Source organism: Amaricoccus macauensis (assembly GCF_049800915.1).
Classification (GTDB): domain Bacteria; phylum Pseudomonadota; class Alphaproteobacteria; order Rhodobacterales; family Rhodobacteraceae; genus Amaricoccus; species Amaricoccus macauensis_A.
This window is the reverse complement of record NZ_JBNAFY010000006.1, coordinates 26,963-49,545: the sequence shown is the minus strand read 5'-3', so window position 1 is coordinate 49,545 and position 22,583 is coordinate 26,963. Positions and strand designations below refer to the sequence as shown.

21 protein-coding genes are annotated in these 22,583 nt (G+C 65.0%); 12 read left to right on the top strand and 9 right to left on the bottom strand.

Going from position 1 to position 22,583, the window contains the following annotated elements; translation table 11 throughout:
- Window positions 1-3: 3 nt before the first annotated feature.
- The 5 genes from mdoH to ACP15W_RS15325 all read right to left on the bottom strand — a co-directional run bounded on the left by mdoH (window position 4) and on the right by ACP15W_RS15325 (window position 7,532).
- Entirely contained in the window at window positions 4-1,941 is a 1,938-nt protein-coding gene (gene mdoH / locus ACP15W_RS15345) for a glucans biosynthesis glucosyltransferase MdoH (RefSeq protein ID WP_424933797.1), read from the bottom strand.
- The gene (locus ACP15W_RS15340) at window positions 1,938-3,500 is read right to left on the bottom strand and encodes a glucan biosynthesis protein (RefSeq protein WP_424933796.1); all 1,563 of its coding nucleotides are present in this window, start codon (window positions 3,498-3,500) and stop codon (window positions 1,938-1,940) included. Before ACP15W_RS15340 ends, mdoH begins: the two co-directional genes overlap by 4 nt.
- A gap of 716 nt (window positions 3,501-4,216) precedes the next feature.
- The gene (locus ACP15W_RS15335) at window positions 4,217-5,413 is read right to left on the bottom strand and encodes a CaiB/BaiF CoA transferase family protein (protein ID WP_424933795.1); all 1,197 of its coding nucleotides are present in this window, start codon (window positions 5,411-5,413) and stop codon (window positions 4,217-4,219) included.
- Between the two features lie 24 nt (window positions 5,414-5,437).
- Window positions 5,438-7,063: a thiamine pyrophosphate-binding protein gene (locus ACP15W_RS15330; RefSeq protein ID WP_424933794.1), complete on the bottom strand. Its 1,626-nt coding sequence runs from the start codon at window positions 7,061-7,063 to the stop codon at window positions 5,438-5,440.
- A 4-nt stretch (window positions 7,064-7,067) separates the two neighbouring features.
- Entirely contained in the window at window positions 7,068-7,532 is a 465-nt protein-coding gene (locus tag ACP15W_RS15325; protein ID WP_424934049.1) for a DUF302 domain-containing protein, read from the bottom strand.
- A 213-nt stretch (window positions 7,533-7,745) separates the two neighbouring features.
- On the opposite strand from ACP15W_RS15325, the gene ACP15W_RS15320 reads away from it, so the two are divergent.
- Window positions 7,746-7,970, top strand: a complete 225-nt coding sequence (locus tag ACP15W_RS15320; protein WP_424933793.1) for a hypothetical protein — start codon at window positions 7,746-7,748, stop codon at window positions 7,968-7,970.
- Window positions 7,971-8,006: 36 nt separating this feature from the next.
- On the opposite strand, the gene nqrM is transcribed toward ACP15W_RS15320, so the two are convergent.
- Both nqrM and ACP15W_RS15310 read right to left on the bottom strand, forming a co-directional pair.
- On the bottom strand, window positions 8,007-8,225 hold the full coding sequence (gene nqrM / locus ACP15W_RS15315) for a (Na+)-NQR maturation NqrM (RefSeq protein ID WP_424933792.1): 219 nt from the start codon (window positions 8,223-8,225) through the stop codon (window positions 8,007-8,009).
- A gap of 36 nt (window positions 8,226-8,261) precedes the next feature.
- Window positions 8,262-9,275 carry an FAD:protein FMN transferase gene (locus ACP15W_RS15310; RefSeq protein WP_424933791.1) on the bottom strand — a complete coding sequence of 338 codons (1,014 nt, stop codon included), beginning with the start codon at window positions 9,273-9,275 and terminating at the stop codon, window positions 8,262-8,264.
- Between the two features lie 282 nt (window positions 9,276-9,557).
- Here ACP15W_RS15310 and ACP15W_RS15305 point away from each other — a divergent pair, with 282 nt between their 5' ends.
- The 11 genes from ACP15W_RS15305 (at window position 9,558) to ACP15W_RS15255 (ending at window position 19,601) form a co-directional block, all read left to right on the top strand.
- Complete coding sequence (locus ACP15W_RS15305; RefSeq protein ID WP_424933790.1) at window positions 9,558-10,916, top strand: Na(+)-translocating NADH-quinone reductase subunit A; 1,359 nt, start codon at window positions 9,558-9,560, stop codon at window positions 10,914-10,916.
- 3 nt (window positions 10,917-10,919) lie between these two features.
- A complete protein-coding gene (locus ACP15W_RS15300) occupies window positions 10,920-12,128 on the top strand; it encodes an NADH:ubiquinone reductase (Na(+)-transporting) subunit B (RefSeq protein ID WP_424933789.1) in 1,209 nt (402 codons plus the stop codon).
- Window positions 12,121-12,927 carry a Na(+)-translocating NADH-quinone reductase subunit C gene (locus ACP15W_RS15295; protein ID WP_424933788.1) on the top strand — a complete coding sequence of 269 codons (807 nt, stop codon included), beginning with the start codon at window positions 12,121-12,123 and terminating at the stop codon, window positions 12,925-12,927. Before ACP15W_RS15300 ends, ACP15W_RS15295 begins: the two co-directional genes overlap by 8 nt.
- On the top strand, window positions 12,927-13,580 hold the full coding sequence (locus tag ACP15W_RS15290) for an NADH:ubiquinone reductase (Na(+)-transporting) subunit D (protein WP_424933787.1): 654 nt from the start codon (window positions 12,927-12,929) through the stop codon (window positions 13,578-13,580). The genes ACP15W_RS15295 and ACP15W_RS15290 overlap by 1 nt, the downstream gene beginning before the upstream one ends.
- 1 nt (window position 13,581) lies before the next feature.
- Window positions 13,582-14,190, top strand: coding sequence for an NADH:ubiquinone reductase (Na(+)-transporting) subunit E (gene nqrE / locus ACP15W_RS15285; protein WP_424933786.1), 609 nt, complete (start codon window positions 13,582-13,584; stop codon window positions 14,188-14,190).
- A gap of 12 nt (window positions 14,191-14,202) precedes the next feature.
- A complete protein-coding gene (gene nqrF / locus ACP15W_RS15280; RefSeq protein ID WP_424933785.1) occupies window positions 14,203-15,423 on the top strand; it encodes an NADH:ubiquinone reductase (Na(+)-transporting) subunit F in 1,221 nt (406 codons plus the stop codon).
- A 445-nt stretch (window positions 15,424-15,868) separates the two neighbouring features.
- Window positions 15,869-16,759 carry a DMT family transporter gene (locus ACP15W_RS15275; RefSeq protein ID WP_424933784.1) on the top strand — a complete coding sequence of 297 codons (891 nt, stop codon included), beginning with the start codon at window positions 15,869-15,871 and terminating at the stop codon, window positions 16,757-16,759.
- An 87-nt stretch (window positions 16,760-16,846) separates the two neighbouring features.
- The gene (locus ACP15W_RS15270; protein ID WP_424933783.1) at window positions 16,847-17,911 is read left to right on the top strand and encodes a hypothetical protein; all 1,065 of its coding nucleotides are present in this window, start codon (window positions 16,847-16,849) and stop codon (window positions 17,909-17,911) included.
- A gap of 19 nt (window positions 17,912-17,930) precedes the next feature.
- Window positions 17,931-18,647, top strand: coding sequence for a GNAT family N-acetyltransferase (locus tag ACP15W_RS15265; RefSeq protein WP_424933782.1), 717 nt, complete (start codon window positions 17,931-17,933; stop codon window positions 18,645-18,647).
- 52 nt (window positions 18,648-18,699) lie between these two features.
- Window positions 18,700-19,116 (top strand): hypothetical protein, encoded by a 417-nt coding sequence (locus ACP15W_RS15260; protein WP_424933781.1) that lies wholly within the window; start codon window positions 18,700-18,702, stop codon window positions 19,114-19,116.
- A gap of 11 nt (window positions 19,117-19,127) precedes the next feature.
- Window positions 19,128-19,601, top strand: a complete 474-nt coding sequence (locus ACP15W_RS15255) for a MaoC family dehydratase (protein WP_424933780.1) — start codon at window positions 19,128-19,130, stop codon at window positions 19,599-19,601.
- A 21-nt stretch (window positions 19,602-19,622) separates the two neighbouring features.
- Here ACP15W_RS15255 and ACP15W_RS15250 read toward each other — a convergent pair whose 3' ends face one another.
- A complete protein-coding gene (locus tag ACP15W_RS15250; protein ID WP_424933779.1) occupies window positions 19,623-20,633 on the bottom strand; it encodes a methyltransferase in 1,011 nt (336 codons plus the stop codon).
- Between the two features lie 137 nt (window positions 20,634-20,770).
- Window positions 20,771-22,450: an FMN-binding glutamate synthase family protein gene (locus ACP15W_RS15245; protein ID WP_424933778.1), complete on the bottom strand. Its 1,680-nt coding sequence runs from the start codon at window positions 22,448-22,450 to the stop codon at window positions 20,771-20,773.
- Between the last annotated feature and the right edge of the window lie 133 nt (window positions 22,451-22,583).

The following is a 22,583-nucleotide window of genomic DNA, read 5'->3' as shown; positions in this document are numbered from 1 at the left end:
GCCTTACTCGGCGGCGATCTTGTCGGCCGGTCCGGCTTCGAGGATGCCGCGCAGACGCAGGCGATAATCGCGTGCAAGCCGGATGATGTTGGGCTCGTCGAACTCCTCCGGCGTGCCCATGTGGTTCCGGCTCCACTTCATCTCGCGCAGGTTCACGCCCGAAAGTGCCGAGAGCAGGATGGCGATGGCAAGGCTCAGGGCAATCGGCAGAAGCCAGATCGACACGATGCCGAGATACATGCCCGAAAGCAGCAGGACACCGATCGAGGTCTCGAGCCAGTGGAACTTCGCCAGTTCCTTGATGGAATACTTGCCACCCGCGCGCTGCTGCGGGTTCCAGGTCTCCTTGATCCCGAAGAGCGTCCGGACCACGGCCACCGTCTGCTGCACCATGAGCACGGGCGCAAAGGCGATGGAGAGCACGATCTCGATCAGGAAGGACATGACGAACTGCTTCAGCCCGCCGAGCTTCTGCAGCGTGATGCCCGTCATCCAGACCGACGACGCGCCCATGAACTTCGGCGCCAGCAGCATCCCGTACATGAAGAGCAGGATGAAGAAGTTGTTCACCGAGGACATCTCGGGCCACTCGGGGAACATCGGGTTCGCGGCGGAGAAATACGAGATCACGTTGTTCTCGCCGCCATTACCGATGATTGCCCAGGAGACGAGCAGCATGAACCACGCGGGCGACAGCAGGTAGGCCATCGCGCCCTGGAAGAGATGGAAGCGCGAGACGGCGTGGAAGCCGCGCGAGTTCAGGATGTTGAGGTGCTGCAGGTTGCCCTGGCACCAGCGACGATCGCGGATCACGTAATCCACCAGCGTCGCCGGCACTTCCTCGTAGCTGCCCCGGATGCGCGGCAGGAAGCGCACCGACCAGCCGGCGCGGCGCAGGAGGCCTGCCTCGACGAAGTCGTGGCTCAGAATCAGTGCGTCCTTTTCCTGCGGCGTCCAGATGCGCGGCAGACCGGCACAGGAGGCGAAGGCCGCCGTGCGGATGATCGCGTTGTGGCCCCAGTAGTTGCCCTCGCGGTCGGTCCACTTTGCCAGACCCTCGGAGAGCAGGCTGCCGTAGATCGCGGAGGAGAACTGCTGCACCCGGCCGAAGAGCGACTGCGCGCCGAAAAGCTGCGGGAAGGACTGGATCAGACCGGCGGTCGGATCGCGCGAAAGCTCGTCAGCCAGTTCGGAGATCGCCGAGCCCGCCATCAGGCTGTCCGCATCGAGCACCAGCATCGCCTCGTAGGCGCCGCCCCAGCGCTCGACCCAGTCGGCGAGGTTGCCCACCTTGCGGTCAGTGTTCTCCACGCGGCGGCGATAGCAGATCTTCTCGGCCACCGGGAAGGAGCGGCGCAGTTCCTCGAGCGCCTGCAACTCCTGCTTCGCGATGGCCTCGTCGCGCGTGTCGCTGAGGATGAAGAGCGTGTAGTCGTGCACGCAATCCCGCTCCAGAAGCTCCTCGAGCATGGCGGCGGCATTGCCGTAAACGTCCCACGGCACCTCGTTGTAGATCGGCACCAGAAGTGCGACCTTCAGCGGCTCGGGCGGGGTGTCGGCCTCCGCGCTGTTGCGCTCGCGCAGCCGGTTGATGATCCCCACCGTCACGGTGCTGACCGAGAGGGCGATCCAGAAGAAGGTCGTCGCGATCAGGATGATCAGCAGGATCTCGAAGGAGGTATGTCCGTCGGGGCTGAACCATTCCGTGAAGGCCGCGATGAGACCCGCGGTCATGACGATCGCCGGAAGGAAGGTCGCAAGCCGCCACAGACCCACGTTCGGGCCGGACTGGACGCCGGGTGCCGCCGTGTCGCGATAAGGCGCGTAGAGGTTCTGGATCGGCCGCTGCAACGGGGCCTCGGGCGGCATCAGCGGCGTGTCACGCCCTGCTGCTCCCGCGGGTGCGTTCTGTGGATTGGCCTTGATCGAAATCGTATTCATGCTGTCCACCTGTAAAGCCAGGTCTCACTGATGACCTGCCCGTCCTTGAGGAGTTGCGCCCTCATTTCAATAGTCGTCTCGTCGCCGGGCTCGAAGGTAAAGGCGAGCCTCAGCCCCCCCGTTTCCGGGTTTCGCTGAAGAACCCCCTCCGACACCACACCGCCGCGATTGTCGTTCAGGACAACCGCCACGTCGCGGGGATTGTCCGGGAACGCCTCATGCGCGGCGAAATCCACCGTTACAACGATGCCGGGCCCATGATGGTTCCGACCGACTCGCGTGTTCGTGACCCGCGCCACGTCGCGACCCAGGATCGGTTCTCCGCCCCAGAACATCCGGTAGGAGAAGTCGTAGCGCTCGCCGGAAGCCACCGTGTCACGCGGCCGCCAGTAGGCGACGATGTTGTCGTAGATCTCTTTTTCGGCCGGGATCTCGACCAGCGTCACCGAGCCGTTGCCCCAGTCGGAGCCCGGTTCGATCCAGAGGCTGGGCCGTGTGTGATAGAGCGCTTCGAGATCCGCGAAATCGGAGAAGTTCCGGCTGCGCTGCATCAGCCCGAACCCCTTGGGGTTCTCGTCGATGAAGTTGCTGATCTGCAGGCCGTTCGGGTTGGCCAGCGGACGCCACAGCACCTCGCCGTTGCCGTTCCACATCAGCAGCCCGTCCGAATCGTGCACGGCAGGGCGGAAATCGTCGAACCGGTTGCGGTTGGTCTCGTCGAACAGGAACATCGAGGTCAGCGGCGCGAGGCCGAGGTGGTCGATGTCGGTGCGCGGGTAGAGCGAGGCGCGCACCGCGATCCGCGTCACGTCGCCCGGCTCTGCCTCGAAGGTGTAGATCCCGGTGGTGCTCGGCGAATCGAGCAGCGCGTGGATCACGGTCACTTCCGCGCCCGGTTCCGGGGCCTCGATCCAGAACCTGGTGAAGGCCGGGAATTCCTCGCCGCGCTCGTCGCCGGTGCGGATCGCGAGTCCGCGCGCCGAGAGGCCGTAGTTCTCGCCGCGTGCGATCGCGCGGAAATAGCTCGCGCCCTGGAAAACCAGGAATTCCTTGTATTCGCCCGGATCGGCCACATTGCCCCGCAGGCGGAAGCCGGAATAGCCCAGCGTGTCGTCCATGGGCAGATCGGCGGGCAGAAGCTCGCCGGTCTTGAACAGGTCGAAATCGAACTGCATGGGCCGCGCCATGCCGTCCGAGACGATGTTGATCTCGACAGGACGGGTGTAGAACGCGCCGGGCGCGAACATGTCGACCCGGACGGGCCTGTCGCTTCCCTGCCAGAGGCCCCGGCCGGAATTGTACCAGATAGAGCGATACTGCTCGTAGTTGAGATTCCGCCAGGCTTCGGGAACTTCCGGCACCGGGTCGTAGCCGTGCCCGGCGAGTTCCCTGGCGATCTCGTGCAATCCCTCGAGCGAAAACGGTACGGCCTCCTCGCCGAGCTGCGGGCCCGGTCTGGGGTCGACGGTCTCGGCCCGCACGAGGGAGGCGACACCGCCCCCGATCCCCGCCGCTGCGAGGCCGAGAAGACTTGTCAGGATCGATCTGCGATTCATCATACCGGAACTGGACTTCAGAGAATGCCCGAAATGGGGCGGTTGAGGCGTGAGGACCCGGGAATGCGAGAGCCGGGCAGGGTCATTCGGGCCGCCATGGGCGCGACCGGTTTGGTCAGGGATGTGTGATTTCATGAGACCAGAGAAGTCTGCCGTTCGGTCCGGGCCGGGGCTGCGGTCAACCCGCGCCACATACCGAACGCTTTCGGTTCACTTCGAGACGATCGCGTCAAACGTCGCCTCCCTTCCCATGGCGTCTCCCTCCATATTGCATTGCCGTCCCCACGGCGTCGCTTTGATAGGCCGGATATATACTGCTTCGGTGCTGTCGCAAGAAACGTGACTGTGAGGATGTTAAAATTCGGCGAAAGTTTGCCAATACCTGCAGAAATGTCGCACCTTACCGAGCCGTTAAATCGCGAACTCGTATCCGAACAGTGAGACAAGAGCGTCGGTGCGTATGAGAAATTAAAAGGCTCATGCATTGAAGAAGTTGCCATGTAGGGCAATGCCATCCGAATAGTTCAAGTTTCATGCTGTATACATATGCATCAAATCGCCACCTCCCATCCCGCAACGCACAAGAAAATCCTGCCAAAGCGTGCATTTTGTGCAGCGAGAGCACCGAACGCCCGAAATTTTGACAGCATGTGCCATCAGGTCGCCCGGTGAGAATATGGCTCGGCGGGTCGCGATCTACTCCGGCCGCGCGCTCGAACTCAAGTCTTTTTCGCGGGATCGCGCCTGCCGATACCCGATAGAATCGCTTCTGTATCCTGCCCGAAGACAGGCGGCGGGCGGCGATAGCTCACCGGCGTGCGCGAAAGCTTGAGCGGATTGCCGATGGCCGGCACCTGCGCTCCGCCGATTGCCGGGTGATCGAGCGAGAGCCGCATCTCCCGGGCGGCCACCTGATCGGAGGAGAAGACCTCGTCGAGCCGGTTCACCGGGCCCACCGGCACCCGCAGCGCCTCCAGCCCCGTCACGACCGCCTGGGTCGTCAATCTGGCCAGCTCTTTCGCGACCTCGGCCACCAGCGCCTCGCGATGTTCCAGCCGTGCGGGGTTGGTGGCATAGCGCGGGTCGTCGGCCAGATCGGGCCGCCCGATGAACTTCGCGAACCGCCGGAACTGGCTGTCATTGCCCACCGCCACGATCACATGTCCGTCCGCCGTGCCGAAAACCTGGTAGGGGACGATATTGGGGTGGCCGTTGCCGCGCCGCGCGGGCACCTCGCCGCTCACGAGGTAGTTCAGCCCCTCGTTGATGAGCCAGGCGATCTGCGAATCCACCAGCGCGATGTCGATATGCTGGCCCTCGCCGGTCCGGTCCCGGTGGCGCAGCGCGGCGAGAATGCCCACGGTGGCATACATCCCGCACATCACGTCCGCGATGCCCACGCCCACCTTCATCGGCTCGCCCTCGGGCTGACCCGTCAGGCTCATGATGCCGCCGAAGCCCTGCGCCATCAGGTCGTAGCCCGGTTTCGCCGCATTCGGCCCGGTCTGGCCGAAGCCCGAGATCGAGCAATAGACCAGCCCCGGGTTGAGCCCCAGCAGGCTTTCGTGGTCGAGCCCGTATTTGGCGAGGCCGCCGGGCTTGAAGTTCTCGATCACAACATCGGCCTCAGCCGCCAGCGCGCGGATCGTCTCCTGGCCCTCCGCGGTCGCGATATCGAGCGCAACCGAGAACTTGTTGCGATTGGCCGAGAGGAAATAGGCGCTGAGGTCGGTCGGGTTGCCATCCGCATCGGTCGCGTAGGGCGGTCCCCACTGGCGCGTATCGTCGCCGCCCGTGGCCGGGTTCTCGATCTTGATGACCGTCGCGCCCAGATCGCCCAGAAGTTGGGTGCAGGTGGGGCCCGCCAGGATCCGCGAGAGATCGAGAACCGTGATACCGTCCAGCGCGCCCGTCATCTGCCTTGCCGTCTCCCGATTGCCTCAGATCCGCCCGTCATAGCCCTGCCGGTCGATCTCCGCCGCGATCACCGTGAAGCGCTCGGACACGAGGGCCGCGTCGAGCGCCGTGCGCAACTCCGCCCGCGAAGTGACGGTATGCCCCTCGCCGCCGAAGGCGCGCCCGATGGCGGCGAAATCATGGCGCGGGAAGTCGACGCCCGCATTACCCATCTGGCGCTGGCGCTGCTTCAATTCGATCAGCGCGAGGCTCTGATCCACAAACACCACGAAGATCACCGGAAGGTTAAGTTCCGCCGCGGTGGCAAGCTCGCCTGCGATCATCAGAAGGCCCGCATCGCCCGAGAAGGACACCACGGGCCGGGTGGGATCGGCGATCTTCGCGCCGATGGCCAGCGGCACGGCGCATCCCATGGTGCAGAGCCCGGTGGATTGCAGCAGTGTCGAAGGCTCCGTGCAGCGCCACATCTGCGACAGAAGGATGCGGTGCGCGCCCGAATCGACCGTGGCGATGGTCTCGGGCGGAAGAGCCTCGCGGCACTCGGCGATCACCGCCCCCGGCCCCCAGGCCTCATCCTCCGGGAAAGCCGCCGCAAGCCCGGCCTTCAGCGCGGGGATCTCCCCGCCAGCCCAGGTTGGCCGCGGTGACACGCCCTCGCGCAGCGCGTGCAGGCCGGCGGCGCTATCGGCCACGAAGCGCAGGCCCGCCTGATGCATGTAGTGATGACTCGGAGTGGCCTCGATCTCGATGACGCGCGTGTCCGCCGGGTCCCAGATCTCGCGCCAACCAGTGCGCATCTCGATCGGATCGTAGCCCGCGGAGATGACCAGATCCGCCTGCCGGATGAAGGGCAGCAGCAGTGCATCGGCCTTGGGCGAGAGGCCCGCGCCCCCGAGCGCCATGGCGTGATCCTCGGGCAGGAGGCCCTTGGCCTTGTAGCTGGTGACAAGCGGCACGCCGTGCTCTTCGGCGAACGCGCGGATCTCCGCACCGGCCCCGTCGCGCACCGCATCGAGGCCCGCGATCATCACTGGCCGCTCGGCCTCCGCCAGCCATTGCCGCGCGCGCTCCAGATCCGGGCCGGGGGCGGGCGCCACCGGGCTTGCCTGCGGGCGGCGACGCGTCACGGCGGATGGGCAGGGCGCATCTGCCACCGAGATCGGCACATCTACATGCACCGGACCGGGCCGCGCCTCGGTCGCGATGGCGAGCGCCTTGTCGGCAAGCGTGTCCGCGCCCGCCGCACTCATCCGGAAGCTCGCCTTGGTCACGGGCCGGAACACCGCCTGGTGATCGAGCACCTGGTGGGTGTAGGTCAGCGCCTCGTCCTCATCGACGCAGCCGGTCAGAACGATGAGCGGCACCCGGTCCTGCTCGGCATTGGCCGCGACATTGACCGCGTTGAGCGCACCAGGGCCGAGTGTCGCCACCATGACGCCCGGCGCGCCCGTGCGATGCCAGACCCCTTCGGCCATGAACCCGGCCGCGTTCTCGTGCTTGACGAGGGTAAAGCGGATGCCCGCGCGTTCCAGCGCATCGACGAGGGTCAGAACCTCGCCACCGGGAATGCCGAAAGCATGGCGGCAGCCGGCCTCATGAAGCCGCCGTGCAAGGGCATCGGCGGCACGGATGGTCTCGCGCGGGCTCATCGGCTCAGTTCACCGCAACTTCGGCAATCGCGGCGAAGGCGGCATCGAGCTCGCCTGCGATCGTTTCCAGCTCCTCTCCCGCATCGTCGTAGTACGGCGCGAATACATGGCTCGGCAGCTTGTAGGAGAGCATGGCCGTGCCGTCCTCGTTCTCCGTGACGTAGAAGCGCACCGGCGCCTCTATCATCGCGGGCACCGAAAGCTCTAGGATGCGCACCGCATAGACGTTGTTGAACGCGCCGATCACCCGGTTGCCGGGGATCTCCACGCCGCGCTGGGCAGCGGCTTCCGTCGGTCCTGCCTCCGTCACGACGCCGAAGCCCTCGCCGGTTATCGCGTCCTTGGTGGCTTCGACCAGGTCTGCGTAGCTCTTGGTCGTCGGGGAGACCGACCATCCCTCGCGCGGTTCCATGGACTGCGCCCCCACCTGTGCGGCGGCGAAGGTGAGTGCGGCGGCGGCAATGAACATGCGCATGACGATGGCTCCCTGTGTTCGGTCATTCTTTGCCGTTTCGTTTGACGGGTGCCAGCCGTTTCGTCGAGCCCGGTCACACAAATGTCAGAGCGGCGACGGTGCCCGCGCCGACCCGATCAGTCGACCCGATCAGTCGGCCCGATCAATTGATCGCCATGCTGCCCGGAGAGCCTTCCGCGCGCAGGTCCGCGGCGCTATGTAACGCGCATGTTGACCACACCCGCCCTGATCGCGCGCCCCGACTTCGGATCGCTCACGCTCTCGCCGACCATCGCGATCGTGCTGCTTCTGGTGATGCTGTTTGCCGGTCGGTCGTTCCGGCTGAACTGGAAGGCGCAGGAGCCCGGTTGGGAGCAGCGGGCCTGGGCTTTCGGTGTGCCCGCGGCCATCGCCTTCTTCGCCCTGGCCTTCATACCGGTTCAGGGCGCCTGAAGCCACGCGCCCCCGCTGTTCTCCGGTGTGCGCGTATCAGGCCCGGCTGCGCGCGCGCTTGCAGGCCAGCTTGTCGCGGATCGGGCTGTCGGGATCGATCGGCTGGCTGCACACCAGGCACTTGTCCGCGCCCGAAATGGCGTTGAGCCCGCCGCAGCTTCCCTTGATCCGCTTGCCCATCAGCATGACGCCAAGCGACATGCCCACAACGATGAGCAGCAGGAACACGAATGCCAGAATGAATGTCGCAACCATGCGTGCCGCTCCCTCTTTCCCGAACTTGACCTGAACCTATTTCAGATTGGCGATCTTTTCAAACGCGCTTGTGGAGCGTGTGACGAATCCCTCGCCATCGTGAACGATGAAGAGCGCGGCGATGTTGTTCTCCTCCGCGAGATCGATGCCGCGGCGCTCGCCGGTTGCCAGAAGTGCTGTGGCCAGCCCGTCCGCCAGCATCGCGCTCTTCGCCACCACCGTGACGGAAGTGGTGCGGTGGGTGACGGGCCGGCCCGTGGTCGGGTCGATGATATGGCTGTAGCGCACCCCGTCCTCCTCGAAGAAGTTGCGGTAGTCGCCAGAGGTCGCCGCGCCCAGATCGGTCAGCGGCAGGACCATCTCGACCGCGCGCTGCTGTGCGTCGGGGCGTTCGATCCCGATCACCCAGGCGTCGCCCAGCGGGTTCTGCCCCGAGGCGACGAGATCCCCGCCGATCTCCACGAGGTAGTTCTCGATGCCTTTCTCCGCCAGCACGGCCGCCACCTGGTCGATCCCGTATCCCTTGGCGATCGCCGACAGGTTCACTCTGACACGCGGATCGCGCTTGGCGAGGCTGGGGCCGGGCTTGAGGTCGATCAGACGGGCCTGCCCGACGATCTCGAGCGCTTCCGCGATCGCCTCGTCGGAGGGTATCGGCTCGCCGGGCCGCGGCTCCCCGAAGCCCCAGAGGTCGATCAGCGGCCCGAGGGTAATGTCGAACTTGCCGTGCGAGAGCGCGTGGATCGCATCCGCCGCGCGCACGACTTCCGCCATGTTCTCGGTGATCTCCATGGGCTCGGACGATTGCATCGCGTTGAAGCGGGAGATCTCCGAATCGGGATCCCAGGTCGACATGCAGCCGTTGACAGCCGCGAGCTTTGCCTCGATGGCGTCGCGCAAGGTCTCCGCGTCCTCCTCGGACGGCGGATCGACGACCGTGACATGATAGGTCGTCCCCATGGTCTCGCCGGCGATTCTGATGACCTCGGGTGTCCGGTCGCAGGAGGCCAGAAGGAGGAAGGCGGTCGCAATGCAGGCGATCAGTCGCATGAACGGTTCCGTCTGAGAATACGAAAATTCGTATCAACAGCTTGATCGGCCGGTGTCAACTCGGCCAATCGCGTGATTTCGCATGGAGCCAAAAGATGCCGCACAAAGGAATGCGACCGCGCGAATCCGCCCGACCGGGCAGCGAAACTGCCCGGATCGTCATCATTTGCAAGCGAACGGTCACACTGGCGCCATTTTCCCGTCTGAGCGCATGTTGGACCCTCGCATCTCGGATTGTTTACCTTTAAGAGATGGAACAGGGACAGCGATACAGCGGTGCGGATGTCGGAACATGTGTTGAAACGGGGCCTCGACCTGCCAATGAGCGGGGCGCCCGAGCAGGTAGTCGATGCGGGCAGGGCGCCCGCCTCAGTTGCAGTTGTCGGTGATGACTATCTTGGGCTGAAGCCGAAGATGCTGGTTGCGGAAGGCGATACCGTTCGCCGCGGCGACCCGCTCTTCTGCCACAAGACCTCACCGGATGTCTTCTACGTCGCGCCGGCCAGCGGGCGGGTGCGGGCGATCAACCGCGGCGCGAGACGCGTGCTCCAGAGCGTCGTGATCGACGTGGACGACGCCCTCGACCACGGCCAGGATTTCGGGCCGGTCGCGCTCGAGGCTCTCCCCGAGGCCCCGCGCGAGGATATCCAGTCCAAGCTCTACGCCTCCGGGCTCTGGACCGCCTTCCGCACGCGGCCCTACTCCAAGGTTCCGGCCCAGGACGATGTCCCGGCCGCGATCTTCGTCACCGCGATGGACACCGAACCCCATGCGCCCGACCCGGTTCCGATCATCGAGGCCGAGACGGATGCGTTCGAGGCCGGTCTCACGGCGCTCACCCGCCTCACGGACGGCAAGATCTACGTCTGCAAGGAAAGCGGCCGGACGCTTCCCCACGCAGGCGTCCACGGCGTCGAGATCCACGAGTTCAGCGGGCCGCACCCGGCGGGGCTTCCCGGCACGCATATCCACTTCCTTGAACCGCCCACGGCCGAGAAATTCGTCTGGCACATCGGCTACCAGGACGTTATCGCGATCGGGAAGCTCTTCCTGACCGGTCACATCCATCCTTCGCGCATCATCTCGATCGCCGGGCCGCGCGCGCTCAACCCGCGCCTCGTGCGCACCTACACGGGCGCCTACATCCCCGATCTGGTGGCCGATGAATACAGCGATCACGAACCGATCCGCGTGATCTCGGGCTCGGTCCTTTCGGGTCGCAGCGCCGAAGGCCCCTATGCCTATCTCGGGCGCTATGCCCGGCAGGTGACGCTGATCACCGAGAACCACGACCAGGAAGTGCTGGGCTGGATCTCGCCACAGCGCGAAAAATACGCGGTGCATCCGGTGCTTGCATCGGGGCGGAAGAGGGGAATGCTCTTCAACCTGACCACCAATCTCAACGGTGGCCGCCGCGCCATGGTGCCCACGGGCATCTTCGAGGAGCTGATGCCGCAGGATTACCTGCCAACGCAGCTTCTGCGGGCGCTGCTGGTAATGGATACCGATACGGCACAGGCGCTGGGCGCGCTGGAGCTCGACGAGGAAGACCTCGCGCTCTGCACCTTCGCCTGTCCCGCGAAATACGAGTACGGGCTGGCGCTCCGCGCAAGCCTCGAGAAGATCGAGAAGGAGGGCTGAGGCATGGGAGTCAGAGACTTCTTCGACAAGATCGAGCCCAATTTCACCAAGGGCGGGCGCTACGAGAAGTATTTCCCGCTCTACGAAATGGTGGAATCGCTTGTCTACACACCGCGGACGGTCACGACGGTCGCGCCCCACGCGCGCAGCTTCGTCGACATGAAGCGGATCATGACCTACGTGGTCATCTCCACGATCCCCTGCATCCTGATCGGCCTCTGGAACACCGGATTCCAGACCAACTCGGCCATCGCGCTGCTGGGCCCGGAAAGCGCCACGGGCTGGCGCGCCTGGATCATGCAGGCGAGCGGCATCGGGCTGAACCCTGACAACGCCTTTGCCTGCTTCGTGCACGGGTTCCTCTACTTCCTGCCCATATATATAGTCACGCTCGCGGTGGGGGGCTTCTGGGAAGTGGTCTTTGCCACGGTGCGCGGCCATGAGGTCAACGAGGGCTTCCTCGTCTCCTCCATGCTCTACGTGCTCATCCTGCCGGCCTCCACGCCGCTCTGGCAGGTGGCGCTCGGCATCTCCTTCGGGGTGGTGATCGGCAAGGAAGTCTTTGGCGGAACGGGGAAAAACTTCCTCAATCCCGCGCTGGTCGGCCGCGCCTTCCTCTACTTCGCCTATCCCGCACAGATGTCCGGCGACACGGTCTGGACCCCGGTGGACGGCTTCTCGGGCGCGACCGCGCTCGCCGTCTCCGCCGCCGAGGGCCATCAGGCACTGAACGCCTACGACATCACCTGGTGGCAGTCCTTCTTCGGGGCGATCCAGGGGTGCCTCGGCGAAACCTCGGCGCTCGCCGCGCTGATCGGGCTCGCGTTCCTGCTCTACACCAAGATCGCCAACTACCGCCTCGTGGTCGGCTGCGTGGTCGGCACCATCGCCTTCTCGCTGCTGCTGAACCTGATCGGCAGCGACACGAACCCGATGTTCGCGATGCCCTGGTACTGGCACATGGTGATCGGCGGCTACGCCTTCGGCCTCGCCTTCATGGTGACCGAGCCCGTCTCGGCCAGCCACACCAACATGGGTCGCTACATCTACGGGGCGCTGATCGGCTTCATGGTCGTCATGATCCGCGTCATCAACCCGGCCTTCCCCGAAGGCATGATGCTCGCGATCCTGTTTGCCAACATCTTTGCACCGCTGATCGACTACTTCGTCGTCAAGGCCAACATCGCACGGAGGGCCAAGCGTCATGCCTGATGAAAACCCTCAGGGCTTCCTCGCCCGTTTCAAGGCGATGCCGGTCGACTCGACCCCGAAGACGATCTTCGTCGCGGTCACGCTCTGCCTGTTCTGCTCGATGGTGGTGGCCTTCGCCGCCGTCAGCCTGCGCCCCGTGCAGGAGGCGAACCAGCTTCGCGACAAGCGGATCAACATCCTGCAGGTCGCGGGGATCTACGAGGAAGGCATGGACGTGAACGCCGCCTTCACCGAGTTCTTCACGCCCAAGGTCGTCGAACTCGAGACCGGCGAATACAATGACGAGATCGACGCCGTGACCTACGATGATCGTGCGGCAATGCAGGATCTCACCCTGTCGGTCGCGCTGACCGACGATCCCGCCGGCATCGGCCGCAAGCCGAACTACCGGACCGTCTACCTCCTCGAGGCCGAGGACGGCTCCATCGACAAGGTCATCCTGCCGATCAACGGCTACGGCCTCTGGTCCACGCTCTGGGGCTTCATCGCCCTCGAGGCGAACGGCAACGACATCTTCGGCCTCCAGTTCTACGAACACGCCGAAACGCCGGGCCTCGGCGCGGAGGTGGACAACCCCCGCTGGCGCACGCAGTGGAACGGCAAGAAACTCCGCGACGAGGAGGGTGACCTCGAGATCACCGTGGCGAAGACCGTTCCCCCCGCCGGGCAGGAATTCCATGTCGACGCACTGGCCGGCGCGACGCTGACCTCGGTCGGTGTCGACAACCTCGTGCGCTACTGGATGGGTGAGGAGGGCTTCGGCCCCTATCTCGAACGCTTGAAAGAAGGAGACGCCTGATGGCTCAGACGCGCAAGGAACTCCTCGTCGACCCGCTCGTCGACAACAATCCGATCACCCTGCAGGTCCTGGGCCTCTGCTCCGCGCTGGCGGTGACCTCCTCGCTCCAGGTTTCGGCGGTGATGTCGCTCGCCGTGATCGCGGTGACGGGCTGCGCGAGCTTCTTCATCTCGCTCCTGCGCAACCACATCCCGTCCGCGATCCGCATCATCGTGCAGATGGTCATCATCGCGAGCCTCGTGATCGTGGTGGACCAGATCCTGAAGGCCTTCTTCTACGAGATCTCCAAGACGCTCTCGGTCTTCGTCGGCCTCATCATCACCAACTGCATCGTGATGGGTCGCGCCGAAGCCTTCGCCATGAAGAACCCGCCGGTGGCCTCCTTCTTCGACGGTGTCGGCAACGGGCTGGGCTATTCGCTGATCCTGATGCTGGTGGGCTTCATCCGCGAGCTTTTCGGCTCCGGCTCGCTCTTCGGCATCACCATCCTGCAGACCGTCAACAACGGCGGCTGGTATGTGCCGAACGGCCTGCTGCTGCTGCCGCCCTCGGCCTTCTTCGTAATCGGGCTGCTGATCTGGGCCTTCCGCACCTGGAAGCCCGAACAGGTCGAAGCCCGCGAGTATCGTATCCAGACGGTGGAGGCGCACTGAGATGGAAGGCCTTCTCTCTCTTGCCGTAAAGGCGATCTTCGTCGAGAACCTCGCGCTCTCCTTCTTCCTCGGCATGTGTACATTCATCGCGGTGTCGAAGAAGATCGAGACCGCCATCGGCCTCGGCATCTCGGTGACCGTCGTGCAGGCGATCACCGTGCCCGCCAACAACCTGATCCTGAACGGGCTGCTCAAGCCCGGCGCGCTCTCCTGGGCGGGGTTCCCGGACGTGGACCTCACCTTCCTCGGCCTCATCTCCTACATCGGGATGATCGCCGCCATGGTGCAGATCCTCGAGATGATCCTCGATAAGTTCTTCCCGCCGCTCTACAACGCGCTCGGGATCTTCCTGCCGCTCATCACCGTGAACTGCGCCATCCTCGGTGGCTCGCTGTTCATGGTGGAACGCGACTACAGCTTCCCCGAAGCTGCGACCTACGGCCTGTCGTCGGGCATCGGCTGGGCGCTGGCGATCACCGCCATGGCGGGCGTGCGCGAGAAGCTCAAGTATTCCGACATCCCCGACGGGCTTCAGGGCCTCGGCATCACCTTCATCACCGCCGGACTCATGGCCCTCGGGTTCATGTCCTTCTCCGGCGTCAAGCTCTGAGGGAGTGGGGTCATGAGCACTTTCCTTCTCGGCGTTCTCCTCTTCACCCTCATCGTTCTGGCGCTGGTGTCGATCATCATGTTCGCCAAGAGCAAGCTGGTGCCGCAGGGCAACGTCAACATCACGATCAATGACGAGAAGACCATCTCGGTGCCCACGGGTGGCAAGCTGCTGCAGACGCTCGCGGAGGCGAAACTCTTCGTGCCCTCGGCCTGCGGTGGTGGCGGCACCTGCGCCCAGTGCCGGGTGAAGATCTTCGAGGGCGGCGGGTCGATCCTGCCGACCGAGGAAAGCCACATCTCCAAGCGCGAGGCCCGCGAGGGCGACCGCCTCTCCTGCCAGGTCGCCGTCAAGCAGGACATGAAGGTCCAGGTCCCGGAAGAGGTCTTCGGGGTCAAGAAATGGCGCTGCAAGGTCCGCTCCAACCACAACGTGGCGACCTTCATCAAGGAGCTGGTGCTGGAACTGCCCGAGGGCGAGAACGTCAACTTCCGCGCCGGGGGCTACATCCAGATCGAATGCCCGCCCTACGACATCTCCTACAAGGATTTCGACATCGAGGAGGAGTACCACCCGGATTGGGATCGCTTCAAGATCTGGGACGTGACCTCCAAGGTGAGCGAGCCGGTCGAGCGCGCCTACTCCATGGCGAACTACCCGCAGGAAGAGGGCATCATCATGCTCAACGTCCGCATCGCCTCGCCGCCTCCGGGCTCGCAGGGCATCCCGGCGGGCAAGATGTCTTCCTTCATCTTCAACCTCAAACCCGGCGATGAGGTGACGATCTCGGGTCCGTTCGGCGAGTTCTTCGCCCGCGACACCGACAAGGAAATGATCTTCGTCGGCGGCGGGGCCGGCATGGCACCGATGCGCAGCCACATTTTCGACCAGCTCAAGCGGATCAAGACCGACCGCAAGATCTCCTTCTGGTATGGCGCGCGCTCCAAGCGCGAGATGTTCTACGTCGAGGATTTCGACGGCCTGGCCGCCGAGAACCCCAACTTCGAATGGCATGTGGCGCTTTCGGACGCGATGCCCGAGGACAACTGGACCGGCTACACCGGCTTCATCCACAACGTGCTCTTTGAGGAATACCTCAAGAACCACCCCGCGCCGGAAGACTGCGAATACTACATGTGCGGTCCGCCCATCATGAACCAGTCGGTCATCAACATGCTCCTCGACCTCGGCGTCGACCGCGAGGACATCATGCTCGACGACTTCGGTGGGTGAGCGGCGTCTCGGAAACGCTCCGGTGGAGCGTTTCAGCCGCGAACGGGCGGAGCCCCGGTAAGGCTCGGATCCAGAAATCACGGGCGGAGCCCTGGCAAGGGTGCGCCCGGAAAACGCTCTAGCGAGACCCTGATTTGGCTGCGCTCGATGCGAGCGCAGCTTTTCTTTTCGGACGAAGCGCCGGGACAACAGGCCAACACCTGCTCCGAACGGCAACGGCCCGGCCCCAGGGTGCGCAGCACCGCCGGGCCTGCGCGCATCCGCCCGACAGGCAGGCGCAAATCCCGTGGAGTTTTCCGATTGGCGCTCTTTCGGCCTGAGTCGTCTCCAGGTGGTCAGCCGCTCACCTGACCCCAGTGATTTTTTCCTTTGACGCTGGCCCTTCCATGGGCGACCCAGCCGGTGGGGCGCCCACGTCGCCCGGCACTACCGAAACGGCACCACCATGGACCACGCAGTCGAACCGCCACGGACCGGCAAACCCGGCCAGCAGGCTCTCACCGGCATCTTCCTGATGGCCACGGGCGTGGGCTGCCTCTGCATCAACGATGCCTTCGCCAAGACCCTGACCGAGAGCTATTCCCCGGTGCAGATCTTCTTCCTGCGCAACCTGATCGCCATGCCTTTCGCGGTCTTCTGCGTGCTCATCACCGGAGGAGCGGAGGCCATGCGGTCCCGGCGCCCGAAGCCGCATTTCCTCCGCGGCGCGCTCTGGCTCTGCGCCACGATCCTGTTCTTCTCCGGTCTCAAGCAGCTCGAACTCGCGGAGGCCACGGCGCTCGTCTTCGTCGCTCCGATCTTCATCACGGCGCTGTCCGCGATCATCCTGCGCGAGCAGGTCGGCTGGCGGCGCTGGTCCGCCGTGCTGGTGGGGTTCATCGGGGCGATGATCGTGATCCGCCCCGGCGGCGCGGCCTTCCAGCCCGCATCGCTCTTCCCGCTCACCACCGCGCTGTTCTACGCCATCCTGATGATCGCTGCGCGCTGGGTCGATCCGCGCGAAAGCGTCTGGACGCTGCTCTTCTACATGACAGGCACCGGCCTGCTCTTCAGCGCCCTCATCGTCCCATTCTTCTGGGTCACGCCCCAGGCCGCACATCTCCCGCTCTTTCTGGCCATCGCACTCTTCGGCACGGCGGGCGTCACCATGATGACCCAGGCCTTCCGCTTCGCCCCCGCCGCCGTGGTCGCGCCCATCGACTACAGCGCGCTTCTTTGGGCCACGGCGCTCGGCTGGGTGATCTGGGGCGAACTGCCCGACCTCGCCACCTATGTCGGCGCATCCATCATCATCGCCAGCGGCGTGTTCATCATCTACCGCGAACGCGCAAGATGACGCGCGCCGCGACGAGGCTTGAGTAAACCGCGGAGGAAGCGCACCCTTCCGCCGAGCGCCATGCAAGAGCGCCGGGAGGGGAAATCAATGCAAGTAACCACCGGAATGATGGGGCAGGGGTTCTACAACCGGAACTCCGCCCCCCAGATGTCCGCCATCGAACACGTCCTGCCCTGGCTCGATGCCGCGGTAAGCGCGCTGCCGCTCGAAGGACCGGGCGCGATCGGGCTCGCGGATTTCGGATGCTCCGAGGGCCGCAATTCCATCGCGCTGATGCAACGCATTGTCCCGGCCCTGCGCGCGCGGACGGACGCAGACATTCTCACCATTCACAGCGATCTGCCGACCAACGATTTCTCGGCGCTCTTTCGCGATCTGAGACCCGAGGGGACCTCCGTCTTCGGGGGGCCTGGTGTCTCCTCCTGCGCCGTCGGGGGGTCGATGTTCGACCGGCTTCTGCCCCGCGCTTCGACTCATCTCGCAATGACCTTCAACGCCATCGGATTCCTGAGCGAGAAGCCCCTGGACCGGCTGCCGCGCTACATCCTTCCGAACGGTCCCAGCCGCCTGCGCGGTATCGGCAGGGTCAGCGAGGAGGAGCATCGCGTCTTCCGGCAGAGGGCCGCCGAAGACATCCGCGCCTTCCTGTCGGCGCGTGCAGAGGAACTCGTTCCGGGCGGGAAGCTCCTGCTGCAGGTCTTCGGCGCGGAGGGCGACCGGCGAACCTGTGACGGGATCTACGATGTGCTCAACGATGCGGTTCTCGAGGTGCTGAAGGTCGGGGGGATCAGCCGCGAAACCTATGAGGCCTATTACCAGCCGGTCTATTTTCGCACGCTCGAGGAAATCACCGCGATCGCGGAGGCCGATGACATGCCCTTCCGGATCGAGCGCGCCGAAAGCTACGAGGCCCCGGTGCCATTCAACGAGGCATTCGAACGCACCGGGGATCGCGCGGCCTACGCGAGGGACTACACCAATTTCTTCAGGGCCTTCACCGAGGCGGTTCTTCGGCTTTCCTTCGCGGAAATCGCCGAGCTCGACGACCTTGTGGAGGACATCTATCGCCGGGCGGAGCGCCTGGTGCGGGATACGCCGGAACGATACCCCTTCCGCTACGTGGCGGTTGCCGTTCTGATGACCCGGACCTGAAGACGCGGACTGTGATGACATGACCCGACTGAATCCTCTCGGCCAGCCGATCGGCCCCGAGCTTCCCGACTGGAAACCGGCCGACCGCCCGCCGCTCGTGACGTTGAACGGGCGCCTCGTGCGGCTCGAACCGATCCGCGCGGCCCGGCACGGGCGCTCGCTCCACGAAGCCTTCGCTGAGGATCGGGAGGGCCGGGTCTGGACCTACATGCCCGTAGGCCCCTTCGCGGATCAGGCCGATTTCGATGGCTGGCTCGAAACCGCCCAACGCAGCCACGATCCGCTGTTTCACGCGATCCTCGATGCGGAGACCGGCGCGGGCCTCGGCATCGCCAGCTATCTCCGCATTGCACCCGAAACCGGCGTGATCGAGGTGGGCTTCATCGCCTTCTCGCCCCGCCTGCAGGGCACCACCGCCGCGACCGAGGCCATGTATCTCATGATGGCGCACGCCTTCGATGATCTCGGCTACCGGCGCTACGAGTGGAAATGCGATGCGCTCAATGCCGCCTCGCGTCGTGCCGCCGAGCGGCTGGGCTTCACCTATGAAGGCACCTTCCGTCAGGCCACGATCTACAAGCACCGCAACCGCGACACGGCCTGGTTCTCGATCCTCGATGGCGAATGGCCCCGTGTCAGATCCGCCTTCCAAGCATGGCTCGATCCGGCTAATTTCACTCCAGAAGGGATTCAGCTGCGCGCACTGCAAGAGATCCGCGGGTCGATCCCGCTTTGACGCATCCCCTGATTTGACCCCGGCAGCCCAGGCCGGAAAAGGAGCTTCGATCATGCAACGTTTTGCCGTCCCCGCCGCTCTCGCCGCAGCAGTCTCCCTTTCGGGCACCATGGCTCTCGCGGATTGCCAGGCGGAACTCGATTCCTTTCTCGCGTCCAGCGGCGCTGGCGAGGCGGGCCTGTCCGGCTTGGGAAGCGGCACCATCGATGCGCTCGAACCCTCCAGCGGGGAGAGCGCCGAAGCAGGCACCGCCGAGACAGGAAGTCTCGATGGCGATCTCGCCGAGCTCGAAGCCCAGAACGAGGAACTGGCGCGGGAAATGGACGCAACCGAATCCGATCTTGGTACTGGCGGAAGCGATGGTGGGCCAGACGACACCTCCGCCGCGATCCAGGAGGCCCGCGATGCGCTCGCAGCCGGCGACGAGCAGGGCTGCATGTCAGCGCTCGACAAGGCCCGCGGTCTCTGACCCGCGCTGGCATGGAACAGGTATCGGCAGGGCAGGGGACGCCGGTTGCGCTCGGGCTCGAGGATTTCGCTGTCGGGCAGATTTACGAGAGCGGCACGCTCACCGTCGATGCTGCCGATATCAAGGGGTTCGCGGCCCGGTTCGATCCGCAGCCGTTCCATCTCGACGAGATAGCGGCGCGCGGAAGCTTTTTCGGCGGGCTGGCCGCAAGCGGTTGGCATACGGCTGCGCTCACCATGCGCCTGCTGGTCACGGGCGGGCTGCCCATCAAGGGCGGCATGATCGGCGCGGGTGTCGAGCTTGCCTGGTCACGGCCGGTCCGGCCCGGTGATACCTTGCGCGTCGTCAGTGAAGTGATCGAGGTGCGCCCCTCCCGCTCGAAGCCCGACCGGGGCTTCGTGACGGTGCAAAGCCGCACGCTCAATCAGAAGGATGAAGCGGTGCAGGAAATGACCTCGCGGGTCATGGTGTTCCGCCGCGGCTGAGGCGCCGGTTGCGGCGCGGGCTCAGGGGCGCAGCCCGGTGCCGAGCATCGTCATGCCGGGGATCATCTCGCCCACCGAGACATCCGCGAACCCCGCCGCCTCGATCATCGCCGCCAGCCCCGCATCGTCGAGCGATCCGGCCTTGGGCGTGAAGGCGGTGTGCTGAAGCTGCCAGAGGGCGGCGAGCTTCGGCCCCGTCCGGTCCGCATTGACGACGAAATCGTGGATCATGATCCGCCCCCCCGGCGCGAGATGATCGAAGGCCCGCGCGATCAGCCCGGCATGGGTGTCCACCGGAACCCCCGAGAACAGGTAGGACATCAGGATCCCGTCCTGCCCCGCCGGCCACTCCGCCTCGAGCGCATTCCCGGTCTGATAGGTGATGCGCTCGCCGAGCCCCGCCTCTTCGACAAAACCCCGGCCGATCGCGGCCACGTTCGGGAAATCCACGATCGTCACTTCAAGCTCGGGGAATGCCTTGCAGAGCGTGATCGCGAAGGCACCCGTCCCGCCCCCGACATCAAGAAGCTTGCGTGCCTTCGAGAGATCCACGGTCTTCGCCAGCCCCCGCGCCGGCCCCAGCGAGCCGGAATGCTGGCTCTCGGAGTAGATCCGCGCCTGCTCCGGGTCGGAGAACCACTCGTCATAGGAACCGATCGCGCCTTCGGGCAGGGTGTCGCCGAGAGCCGCCTCGATCTGGTCGAGCAGGGAATACATCTGCCGGTCCACCTGAAGCCGCAGGTAATCCCCGAAATCGTATTTCGCCCCCTTCACGAGGAACGCCTCCGCCGCCGGAGAGTTGGCGAAACGGCCCGCCTCGACCGTGACGACCCCGAGGCCTGCCAGCGCCGTGAGCAGGGTGCGCGCCCGCTCGGGATGCAGCCCGCAGGCCGCACCCGCCGCCTCGGCCGTGAGCGGACCCTCTGCCAGACGCGTGAAAAGCCCATAGTGCAGCGCCGCAAACAGCGCCTTCGATCCCATGAACCCGAAGGCGATGTCGGAAATTTCCTCTGCGGACGTCAATACGGTCACAACGCATACCCCTTGCTGCAAGAAACTCCCCGCAGCCTAGAGGCTCGAACCCCGAACGGGAACCGCCAGCGCCAGAAAGACCGGGCCCGATGGTCCCGCTGCCTGCCAAATGAACGATCGCAGCGGCCTGCGCGACGTCAGGAGGCCGCGACCTGCCGCTTCTCGCCGCCGGCAGGCGTGAGGAAAGGCCCGTGCGGGATCACGGGCGGCGCGAAGCTGTCGGCCGCTGCCCGGTCCCAGCGCCGATGCCACTCGCGCAGCTCCTCGATCTCGGTATCCGCAAGCAGGAACCCGTCGGGCAGATAGGGATAGGCCTCGTTCCCGTCGACGAACTCCGCGCCCTTGCTGCGGAACATGAAGTGATAGGGCATGAAGTCGATCGGGTGCTCCAGCCCGGCCGCGCCCGCGATCTCGCCCAGGGCGTGCATCGTGTTGCGATGGAACTGGTAGACCCGCTCGCTCTTGTCCGGCACGTCGATGGCCCGCTGCCGCTGCTTGTCCTGGGTGGTGATGCCGACCGGGCACTTGTTGGTGTGGCAGGCCTGCGCCTGGATGCAGCCCACCGCGAACATGAAGCCGCGCGCGGCGTTGCACCAGTCCGCACCGAGCGCGAGGGCACGCGCGAGATGATAGGCGCTGGTGATCTTGCCCGCAGCCCCGATGCGGATCTCGTCGCGCAGCCCCGCCCCGCGCAGCGTGTTGTGCACGAAATGCAGCCCCTCGAGCATCGGCATCCCGACCCGGTTGGCAAACTCCAGAGGGGCCGCGCCCGTGCCGCCCTCCTTGCCGTCGACGATGATGAAGTCCGGCTTGATCCCGGTCTCGAGCATCGCCTTGACGATGCACATGAATTCGCGGCGATGCCCGATGCAGAGCTTGAAGCCGATGGGCTTGCCGCCCGAGAGTTCTCGCAGCTGCCCGATGAACTGCACCAGTTCTATCGGCGTCGAGAAGGCGGTATGGGCGGCCGGCGAAATGCAGTCGCGATCCATGGGAATGCCGCGCGCCTCCGCGATCTCCGGCGAGATCTTCGCCGCCGGCAGCATCCCGCCATGGCCCGGCTTGGCGCCCTGGCTCAGCTTTATCTCGATCATCTTGATCTGCGGATCGCAGGCTTGCGCGGCGAACTTCTCGGGGTTGAAGCTGCCATCGTCGTTGCGACAGCCGAAATAGCCCGAGGCCACCTGGTAGATCAGGTCACCGCCGGCCTGCCGGTGATAGCGGCTGATCCCGCCCTCGCCGGTGTCATGGGCAAAGCCGCCCTTCTTCGCGCCGGTGTTGAGGGCCAGGATCGCATTGGCCGAGAGCGAGCCGAAACTCATGGCCGAGATGTTGAGCAGCGAGGCCTCATAGGGCTGGCGACAATCCGGCCCGCCCACATGCACCCGGAAATTGAAATCGGTGATGTGCTTCGGCGAAACCGAATGGGTGAGCCAGGAATAGCCCGGATCGTAGACCCGCTCGGTGGTGCCGAAGGGGCGCTTGTCTTCGACGTTCTTCGCCCGCTGATAGACGAGGCTGCGGGTCTCGCGGCTGAACGGCTCCTCGTCCTTGTCGGACTCGAAGAAATACTGCCGCATCTCGGGCCGGATATCTTCGAGCACGAACCGCAGATGCGCCAGAACCGGGTAATTGCGCAGGATCGAGTGCTTCTTCTGGAAGATGTCATGCACGCCGAGGATCGAAAGCGCGGCAAACAGCACAGTCGGCACCCACATCCAAGCCGACCATGTCACCGCGAAATAGAGCGACAGGAGGGTGAGAAGCGTGACGAGAATGAGCGTCGTGTAGCGAACGTAGTGCATCAGGAAGTGCATGTTTTTTGGCCTGGCTCTAGCTGTCTCTGCGACTTTTTGTCGCAACACCTGAATTGCGCGCGCGTGGCCAGAAGTCCAGTAAAGCGTTCAAGACGACCTTCGGGTCCCGCGACCTTAACGAAAAGTTCATGCA

Bases quoted from the DNA above. Each gene is read 5' to 3' on its own strand.
- mdoH (WP_424933797.1), bottom strand. From the start codon at position 1,941: ATGAATACGATTTCGATCAAGGCCAATCCACAGAACGCACCCGCGGGA.
- ACP15W_RS15340 (WP_424933796.1), bottom strand. From the start codon at position 3,500: ATGATGAATCGCAGATCGATCCTGACAAGTCTTCTCGGCCTCGCAGCG.
- ACP15W_RS15335 (WP_424933795.1), bottom strand. From the start codon at position 5,413: ATGACGGGCGCGCTGGACGGTATCACGGTTCTCGATCTCTCGCGGATC.
- ACP15W_RS15330 (WP_424933794.1), bottom strand. From the start codon at position 7,063: ATGAGCCCGCGCGAGACCATCCGTGCCGCCGATGCCCTTGCACGGCGG.
- ACP15W_RS15325 (WP_424934049.1), bottom strand. From the start codon at position 7,532: ATGTTCATTGCCGCCGCCGCACTCACCTTCGCCGCCGCACAGGTGGGG.
- ACP15W_RS15320 (WP_424933793.1), top strand. From the start codon at position 7,746: ATGTTGACCACACCCGCCCTGATCGCGCGCCCCGACTTCGGATCGCTC.
- nqrM (WP_424933792.1), bottom strand. From the start codon at position 8,225: ATGGTTGCGACATTCATTCTGGCATTCGTGTTCCTGCTGCTCATCGTT.
- ACP15W_RS15310 (WP_424933791.1), bottom strand. From the start codon at position 9,275: ATGCGACTGATCGCCTGCATTGCGACCGCCTTCCTCCTTCTGGCCTCC.
- ACP15W_RS15305 (WP_424933790.1), top strand. From the start codon at position 9,558: ATGTCGGAACATGTGTTGAAACGGGGCCTCGACCTGCCAATGAGCGGG.
- ACP15W_RS15300 (WP_424933789.1), top strand. From the start codon at position 10,920: ATGGGAGTCAGAGACTTCTTCGACAAGATCGAGCCCAATTTCACCAAG.
- ACP15W_RS15295 (WP_424933788.1), top strand. From the start codon at position 12,121: ATGCCTGATGAAAACCCTCAGGGCTTCCTCGCCCGTTTCAAGGCGATG.
- ACP15W_RS15290 (WP_424933787.1), top strand. From the start codon at position 12,927: ATGGCTCAGACGCGCAAGGAACTCCTCGTCGACCCGCTCGTCGACAAC.
- nqrE (WP_424933786.1), top strand. From the start codon at position 13,582: ATGGAAGGCCTTCTCTCTCTTGCCGTAAAGGCGATCTTCGTCGAGAAC.
- nqrF (WP_424933785.1), top strand. From the start codon at position 14,203: ATGAGCACTTTCCTTCTCGGCGTTCTCCTCTTCACCCTCATCGTTCTG.
- ACP15W_RS15275 (WP_424933784.1), top strand. From the start codon at position 15,869: ATGGACCACGCAGTCGAACCGCCACGGACCGGCAAACCCGGCCAGCAG.
- ACP15W_RS15270 (WP_424933783.1), top strand. From the start codon at position 16,847: ATGCAAGTAACCACCGGAATGATGGGGCAGGGGTTCTACAACCGGAAC.
- ACP15W_RS15265 (WP_424933782.1), top strand. From the start codon at position 17,931: ATGACCCGACTGAATCCTCTCGGCCAGCCGATCGGCCCCGAGCTTCCC.
- ACP15W_RS15260 (WP_424933781.1), top strand. From the start codon at position 18,700: ATGCAACGTTTTGCCGTCCCCGCCGCTCTCGCCGCAGCAGTCTCCCTT.
- ACP15W_RS15255 (WP_424933780.1), top strand. From the start codon at position 19,128: ATGGAACAGGTATCGGCAGGGCAGGGGACGCCGGTTGCGCTCGGGCTC.
- ACP15W_RS15245 (WP_424933778.1), bottom strand. From the start codon at position 22,450: ATGCACTTCCTGATGCACTACGTTCGCTACACGACGCTCATTCTCGTC.